Annotated in this window: 5 protein-coding genes; all 5 read right to left on the bottom strand. The window is 41.8% G+C overall.

The features are described 5' to 3' along the window. Positions 1-265: 265 nt before the first annotated feature. The 5 genes from AAC000_RS21670 to AAC000_RS21650 all read right to left on the bottom strand — a co-directional run bounded on the left by AAC000_RS21670 (position 266) and on the right by AAC000_RS21650 (position 7,510). The gene (locus AAC000_RS21670; protein WP_339725819.1) at positions 266-3,361 is read right to left on the bottom strand and encodes an error-prone DNA polymerase; all 3,096 of its coding nucleotides are present in this window, start codon (positions 3,359-3,361) and stop codon (positions 266-268) included. Continuing rightward, entirely contained in the window at positions 3,361-4,779 is a 1,419-nt protein-coding gene (locus tag AAC000_RS21665) for a DNA polymerase Y family protein (RefSeq protein ID WP_339725818.1), read from the bottom strand. Before AAC000_RS21665 ends, AAC000_RS21670 begins: the two co-directional genes overlap by 1 nt. 20 nt (positions 4,780-4,799) lie before the next feature. Continuing rightward, the gene (imuA, locus tag AAC000_RS21660) at positions 4,800-5,489 is read right to left on the bottom strand and encodes a translesion DNA synthesis-associated protein ImuA (protein WP_339725816.1); all 690 of its coding nucleotides are present in this window, start codon (positions 5,487-5,489) and stop codon (positions 4,800-4,802) included. Between the two features lie 87 nt (positions 5,490-5,576). Continuing rightward, the gene (locus AAC000_RS21655; RefSeq protein ID WP_339725815.1) at positions 5,577-6,590 is read right to left on the bottom strand and encodes an AraC family transcriptional regulator ligand-binding domain-containing protein; all 1,014 of its coding nucleotides are present in this window, start codon (positions 6,588-6,590) and stop codon (positions 5,577-5,579) included. After that, positions 6,587-7,510, bottom strand: a complete 924-nt coding sequence (locus tag AAC000_RS21650; protein ID WP_339725814.1) for a diguanylate cyclase — start codon at positions 7,508-7,510, stop codon at positions 6,587-6,589. Before AAC000_RS21650 ends, AAC000_RS21655 begins: the two co-directional genes overlap by 4 nt. Positions 7,511-7,835: the final 325 nt, after the last annotated feature.

Here is a 7,835-nt window from a genome sequence, read left to right as displayed (position 1 = left end):
TTTTGTCTGACGACCATAGCGATGCGGTCCCACCTGACTGGACGGCCAGCCCCGCATTCGATGCCCGGCCCATTCCGAACTCAGACCAGTAACTGGAAAGATAAAACACATCGGATGCCGCGTATTAGCGGCGACCGGTGACCGGCGCGGGGATAGTTTGGGGTTTCCCCATGCGAGAGTAGCACATTGCTGGAAGGCCAGCCCCGCAGCCACCCATTCTAAGAAAGGGCTATCCGTAAGGGTGGCCCTTTTTTTATGTGTTGGATTAATGAAAATTACGAGATTTTGTATTCAGCTCTGCCAATAGATGACTTAAGTCTATTAGTTTACCTGCAATTATGTGTAAAACGTCGCCGTCTCCTCGCTCTAATATTCCTTTTACCTGCAATATGGTTGATTTTAAGTAGGCCTGTTTTTGAGCTCTTGAAGTGGATAACCAAACGACTACATTGATATTTCCTGTGTTATCTTCAAGCGTTACAAAAGTAACACCTTTGGATGTGCCAGGCCGTTGTTTGCCTATGACTAACCCAATTACGCAAACATGAGTTTGGTGTGCTTTGAGGTGTAGCTGGTTTGCTTGAGTATGTTTAGGTAATAAGTTGGCCTTGTGTAATAACTCAATAGGATGTGTAGATAAACTCAAACTGGTTGCCACATAGTCTTCTAAAAGGATTTCTGTGGCGCTTGGGCAGGGAATATTAGTTGTTGGGTTTGAAGTTTGTTGATTGAATAGAGGTAAATCACTCTCTGCGTCCATTAATAACCAACGTGTGGCATAACGATTATCACAAATTGTATGAAAGGCGTTTGCGCTGGCAAGTGCTTCAACAATATGTCTAGGTAGTGTTAGTCGTTTTATGTGATTGATATCGGTATAACCAGTCTTTGGCCGCAGTTGGATAAGCGGTTGTATACTTGGTTCATTAATACCTTTTACTAAGCGTAGTCCCAATCTTATTGCCCAATCTCTATTTTGGTATTCTAAAGTATGGTCGTATTGCGAGGCATTGATGCATATGGGTAATACTCTAATTTTATGTCGCTTCGCATCTTGGATAAGCTGAGCCGGTGAATAAAAACCCATAGGCCAGCTATTTAATAAACCGACATAAAATGCGGCGGGAAAATAGTGTTTTAGCCATGACGAAACATAAGCTAATACCGCAAAAGATGCAGAATGAGACTCGGGAAAGCCATATTCGCCAAAGCCGCATATTTGTTTGTATATACGTTCTGCATATTCAAGGGAGTATCCCCTCTGTGACATGCCATTTATGAGCTTATCTTTAAAGTGTGTGAGTTCTCCGGTCTTCTTCCAACTACCCATTGCTCTGCGTAATTTGTCGGCTTCTCCGCCTGTAAAGCCGGCGGCTACCATGGCAATCTTAATCACTTGTTCCTGAAAAATAGGCACGCCTGAAGTTCGATCTAATACTTCTTTTAGTGCTTCTGATGGATGTTCAATTAGCGTTGGGTTCGCGCGGTGTTTTAAGAAGGGGTGTACCATTCCACCTTGAATGGGCCCGGGTCGTACAATGGCGATTTGGATCACTAGGTCATAAAAGGTGGTAGGTTTTAATCTAGGCAACATGCTCATTTGCGCGCGAGATTCTATTTGGAATACGCCTACTGTGTCTGCTTGTTGGATCATCCTATAAACTTGTTTATCGTCACCTAATGCGGTGATCTGAGCAATGTTAAAATCATGCTGATAATGCTTTTTGATTAAAGAAAATGACTTACGAATGGCGGTTAACATCCCTAATGCCAGCACATCAACTTTCAAAAGGCCTAGGCTTTCAAGGTCGTCCTTATCCCATTGGATTACGCTTCTATCTTGCATCGCTGCATTTTCGATGGGCACTAAGTGGTAGAGCGGTCCTTGGGATATGACAAAGCCTCCCACATGTTGTGATAGATGGCGGGGAAAGCCTTTTATTTCATTCACCAGACTGACAAATTGTTTACCTTGGGGTGATGAGGGATCGAAACCCAGTTCTGCAATTTGCGCTTGCCAGCCTAATTCCATATCACGGTGATTCATGTTTTTTATGAAAAAATCTAACTGACTTTCATTTATAGCAAATGCTCTGCCTATTTCTCGGATAGCGCTTTTATTGCGGTAAGTAGTGACGGTTGCCGCTATGGCGGTGCGCTCTCGTCCATACTTCTTATAGATATACTGAATGACTTCTTCGCGCCTTTCATGCTCAAAATCTACATCAATATCCGGCTCCTCTTGACGTTCTTTAGAAATAAAACGTTCAAACAGTACCGATATTTGCCTTGGATCGACGGCTGTGATTTGTAAGCAGTAACAAACGATGGAGTTGGCTGCTGACCCTCTGCCTTGATACAAAATTTGCTGTTGTTGTGCGAATTGCACCACATCGTAAATAGTGAGAAAGAAGTATTCATATTCTAACTCTTTGATTAACCTTAATTCTTTAACAATAATTCGCTTGATAGCAAAGGTTAAACTACCGCCTGTGGCAAAACGTAAATGCAGACCTGTGATAACCAGTTCTCGGAGATACTCTGAAGCCGTTTTTCCCTCAGGCACCAACTCACTAGGGTATTCATAACGCAAACTCCCCAGGCAAAAAGTACATAAGTTGGCTATGGTGAGTGTTTCTTCTAGCCATGCTGAGTTATATAAAGTAGTTAATTTATTGATTGGTCGCAGATAACGTTCGCTGTTAGGCAATAATTGACGGCCTAAAGCTGATATGGGTTTGCCTTTATGAATAGCGGTGAGGGCATGTTGCAAAGGTAAACGTTGTTGATGGTGCATCAATACTCCACCACAGGCGCAGATGGTTATTTGATGGTTGCTGCTAAGCTGTTCTACATGTTCTAAGTAGCGATGTTCGTTAGCCAGTAGATGCCGCTGATAACCTAGCCATACTTTGTGTTTATAATGTTTTTTAAGCCAAGCTCCCCAATAGTTATCTATCTCTTGAGTGCCTTTGGGTAACCAAATAGCCAAACAATGTTTGATCCCCAGTAAGTCCCACTTATTGATCTGGTATTCACCTTTGGGCGCTCGTTTGCGGGCATTAGTAATAGTTCGGCATAGCTCAGCATAAGCCTTTCTGTCGGGGCACAATAAAACTAATTCTAACTCTTGCTCAAATCGAAATAGACTGCCAATGATGAGTTTGATGTTTAGGTTCTGCTCTTTTATGGCAGTGTAGGCTCTTGCGACCCCAGCCACGGAACACTCATCGGTAATCGCAAGGGCTTGATATCCTAAAAAACTAGCTTGCTTCACTAACTCTTGTGGGTGGGATGCACCATATAAGAAGCTAAAATTACTTTGGCAAAACAATTCTGCATAATGCTGTTTTGTTGTCATTAACTAAACACCCCATGTAAATACCAATCACCCTCTGGCGTTTTAAATACCCAGTACCACCGACCCAATTGATTGCGGGCTATGAAGTAATCACGGGTGATAGGTTTAGCGTCCCACCAACCTGTTTCTATACGCTCTGGGCCATAAGCAATAGAGACTTTTTCTTGTAAACGTTGCGCAGGGGTTAATAAAAAGCTCGGCCGTAAGGGATAAAGTTGCAAAGGTTGTATCGGTTTCGCTAATGGTTTGGCATGTTGAATGGCCTGCTCAGGTCGATAATCATTGCTTAATGCTGGAGTGGATACGGCTTCTTCACCCAACTTTGCCTGGAGCAGTGATATCAACTGTAAACGCGACAGCCTCCCTTGCTTACCAGCAAACAAATCACTTTTGTCGGGGGTCCTGATATAGGTGTTTTCTGCTATTAATCGAATCGCAAAAACAGGCGCGCTGAGTGTGATGTTTTCTAATTTCAAAGAGATCAATACCGCCCAAGACTTAGCCAAATATTCGCCTTGCTGGGAATGAATTGTTAACTCAATAGATTTTTCATCCCTTTGCCTAAGGGTGAACACCAAGGTTTGGGTTAACAAGTCTCGCGCTTTTAAAAACTGCTGCAGACTTTGTAATAGTTGTTCTAATGGAGCCTGCAATACCTGAATGTTTTCTATGTCGTATAACAACTCAATATAGCGCTCAAAAGATTTCTTGGGATGAAAAAAACTCACGGGATGGGTTATCTGCGCAGTGAGTCTGCCAATATAAGTCGCGACTTCCATATCAAATCGTTTGGCAATATCGGCAAGAGGAATTTTCAGTAGTGCTTGTATAGTATGTACACCTACTCTTTGTAATTTTTCAACTGCCTTAGGCGTAAGATCTGTGTGCTGCAAAGCTGTATTATGAATGGCTTTTTTGATTGTATCTTCGTTATCGGTTACCTGATCCCAAGCCGTGATAGCCAGTAATCTAGCGGCTAGGGGAGAATGTCCTGTGGCGTAATGAAAACGTACCTGCTGTAGTGACAGTTGCTGCTGCACAACTTGCCAATAAGCGCTTAAATTTCCATATAGATTAAGCATATTATGCACCCGTAGTAACAAGCCATTTTTGTCAAAAAAGCTGATATCACTTGTGACTAAATATAAGCTTTGAGCTATGTCATTGAGTCTGCTTTTAGTGATTTCTGGTTGGTAAGCGATGACCTGCAAATCTCCACTTAACATGGCTGCGGTACCTAAGCCCATCTCTAAACGTATGCCTGCCAGATAAGCTGCGTGATTGAGCTGACATATCTGATTACTCTGTTCATCTAGGATCACATAAGCCTGTGAATGTATGTTTGCTTCGGGGTTTTGTTGCAATAGCGCATCTAATTGCAAATTCGGGAAATACAGATATAGCCAAATGTTTTGCATAATATAAGTGCTATAAGTGATTATCCCGCGCGAGATGCACGAGAGGGAAATGTCAGTATATTAGTGTCTTCTGCTTGACTGAGTTCAGGCCAATAAGCCCCCATATAGATGTTAAATGAAGTATTAGACCAACTGCCTTTGCGTTTGGTTATTTGCGCCTTGATACCCACCCTAGAAGGGCTGAGCCGTATTCCCAATGTGACGGGTAAAGAGATATGTTCTTGCCTAGGCTGACGTATGATAAAAAGTAAACAATGGCCTTTTTCTGCGGCGAGTTGTAGGCGTTTCACTTGCGTGACTGACAACGAAGCATGCCACAAAATAACGCTATGACAGCAGCCACTTTTAAGACTTTGCTCGGCGCTCCATAATACCTGCTGAGTTAATGCAGGTTGTACTACCATCACTTGATCAAGGGCAAAGCCAAACTCCGCTAACATTTCGCTATTAATAGACATAGGTGGTGCGATAAGTGTGACCAACTCGGTCTGTCTTTGTTGTTGTCTAGTAAGGATGCTAGGCAATAATAAACGCAACTCGCCAATGCCTAGTAAGCTGCGGATATCGATGACGCCATACTCAGGAAATCCTCCTTGCAAGGCGTTATCTAATTCCTTAAATCCGGTGTGCTGTCCGTTGTCACTCTGTTGAGTATGATGAGCTTGCCAAAGTAAATTTTTATGTTTGAGATAAGAAATAGTTGGGTGCATAAGATCACAAATATACTGTATTTATGTACAGTATATTTGTGATCTCTAAAGATGCAAGTTTTACTGATAAATCAGCTGTGAATAGCTTTATTCAATTAACCTCAATTGGCTTGGTGTTAAGCCTGTCCAGCGCTTGACTGAGCGCCGAAAATTAGGAATGTCGTTAAACTGCATAAGGTGGGCGCTTTGCTCATTACTAAATTGTTGAATTTGTAATAGGTAAGTCGCTTGTTGTTTTCCTAGCTCATCCTGTAATTGTTTAAAGTGAGTGTTATGTAATTTTAACTTACGTTTAAAGGTGGCAGGGCTGATGGAAAATTGTCTGGCAATGTTGTCTAAACTGGCTTGTCTGTCTTTGTTGATTTCACTACGCACAGCTTGCAAAAAACCTTGCTTAGGGATGTTGTGCATTTGGGCTTGTTTGATTGCATAACGTCTCAAACCGTCACTTCTTTGTAGACAGGGCGTTGTCAGCCACTTTTTTTCAAAACTAATACTGAACATAGGTTGCGAAAACGACAGTCTATATCCAAGGTTGCCTTCGTATTCTTGGATGTATTTTGGCTTTTGAAAAGGAAAACTAAAATACATGGGAATACGCTGACCAAAAAGTAACTTAGTTGCAGAAATCAAAGCGCTGCAATAAATTTCAGATAAAAACTGTACCTGTGTATGACAGCCTAATGCCGGATTGATAAGTAAATATTGTCTTTGGCTAGTTTGATAACTGGTGCTATCAAAAAATGGACAGATTTGCATACGCAATAAACCGAGGATCTTTAGGGCTTGAGCAAAGTCCCGACTATGTAATAACGCATTAGATACAGCCCCATAATTGCTAGGAAATAAGCGCCTACCAATTTGAAACGCACAATCATAGCCAGGGGTTAGGGTTCTAACATTGCTGAGCAATTGTAATAATTGTCCCAAACTGATTTTTTTGTTGGACTTGAGATCCTCACTGAAAATACGCGTGCCTCTCAATAGTTTGTGTATATTGACACCTCGAGACACCGCATAATCAACTAAACTCGCGGCTAACTGATGGGCCGGAATGTATTTATCTTCTAAGCATAGAAATGTGTTGGCAGAAACCTTCATAACGCCACTTCACTTGGATAAAGTAATTGCTTAGATGCATCAAGATTTCGATTGACTCGGTCAATAATATTGTCAGTTGTGTCTCCTGGTCTGACTGAGTCGATGGCAAAAGTTAAATTGTGGTATATGGCCTGAGGGTGTTGATCAGGTTTGTAAGCCAAATGGAATATGGCTTGACGTACTTGTTCTGCTAATTCTAATGCCAAAGTTTGGCTTGTATTGGGTAATAACAGCACAAAACGGTCGCCAGCATAACGACAGGCTAAGTCGGATGAACGTAAGTTCATAATGATTAATTCAGATATCTGCCGCAGCAATCTATCTCCCTCTGCATGTCCAAACTTACGATTAAATTGGTCAAAGTTGTCAATGTCTAACATGACAATAGAAAAGTCAGAGTGAGGGGGGGCTGTAAGTTTATTGTGGATTTGGCCACGCATATAATCGGCACCATATAACTTGGTAATATAATCAATCTGATCATGTTGCCGCAAATCATGTTCGCGCCTACGTAATTGTTGATTGAGCACCAGCTGTTCTTGATGCCATTGATATAATGCATAGCTCATAATAAGCATACCAATGGCCGCAGGAATTGACTCAATCATACTCAAACCCGTGGCCACATCTTGGTAGGTTAAAAATTCATCAAAAAAATCCAGAGAAGCTGAAAAAAGAAAACAACATAATCCTATTACTAAGGCTGAAGTCACTTTGCCCGGGGGACGGCTAATCAGTAAAAAGAATACCCAAACAATTGAGAGCAATCCCAAGCTACCTTCTCCCAGCACATCCAGCCAAGATATGTCAGATAGATTTTTTAATTGCCCTAAGCCAATACTCAGGCTGCTAGACACTGCCAACGTACCGCACAACACCGAAAAAAGTGTTGGATGGCGAGCCAACAAAGACAAGTTCATTGTTCATCCTCTTACTGAAAATAGTGGGTTTTAATATGAAAAAACATAGCAGGGTCATTTTGGCTCAACTAAATGACAGATAGATGAAGGTCTTTTGCAATATCCGCCATTAAAACCACTCAAACTCAGAGTTTTTGGGCGCTCAATAGGGGGTCAAATTAGCTCAATCAACTGGCAACAATATGCTCAATCGCCAGTGAATAAGCCTTATCAAGGGATTTATCAGTGATGTCGTCATAAAAATGTCATGGCTCTTCTTTAGCGTGTCTGACCCAACAAGATTAACCAGTCCCTACACGACTATTAAAAAAGATGACAGGAACGA

This window comes from uncultured Paraglaciecola sp. (genome assembly GCF_963977085.1).
Taxonomy (GTDB): Bacteria; Pseudomonadota; Gammaproteobacteria; order Enterobacterales; family Alteromonadaceae; genus Paraglaciecola.
The sequence above is the reverse complement of the archived record's forward strand: the minus strand, read 5'-3'. Positions and strand labels throughout refer to the sequence as shown.

Excerpts from the sequence above, each read along its gene's own strand:
- imuA (WP_339725816.1), bottom strand. The coding sequence starts at position 5,489 with ATGCACCCAACTATTTCTTATCTCAAACATAAAAATTTACTTTGGCAA.
- AAC000_RS21655 (WP_339725815.1), bottom strand. The coding sequence starts at position 6,590 with ATGAAGGTTTCTGCCAACACATTTCTATGCTTAGAAGATAAATACATT.
- AAC000_RS21665 (WP_339725818.1), bottom strand. The coding sequence starts at position 4,779 with ATGCAAAACATTTGGCTATATCTGTATTTCCCGAATTTGCAATTAGAT.
- AAC000_RS21650 (WP_339725814.1), bottom strand. The coding sequence starts at position 7,510 with ATGAACTTGTCTTTGTTGGCTCGCCATCCAACACTTTTTTCGGTGTTG.
- AAC000_RS21670 (WP_339725819.1), bottom strand. The coding sequence starts at position 3,361 with ATGACAACAAAACAGCATTATGCAGAATTGTTTTGCCAAAGTAATTTT.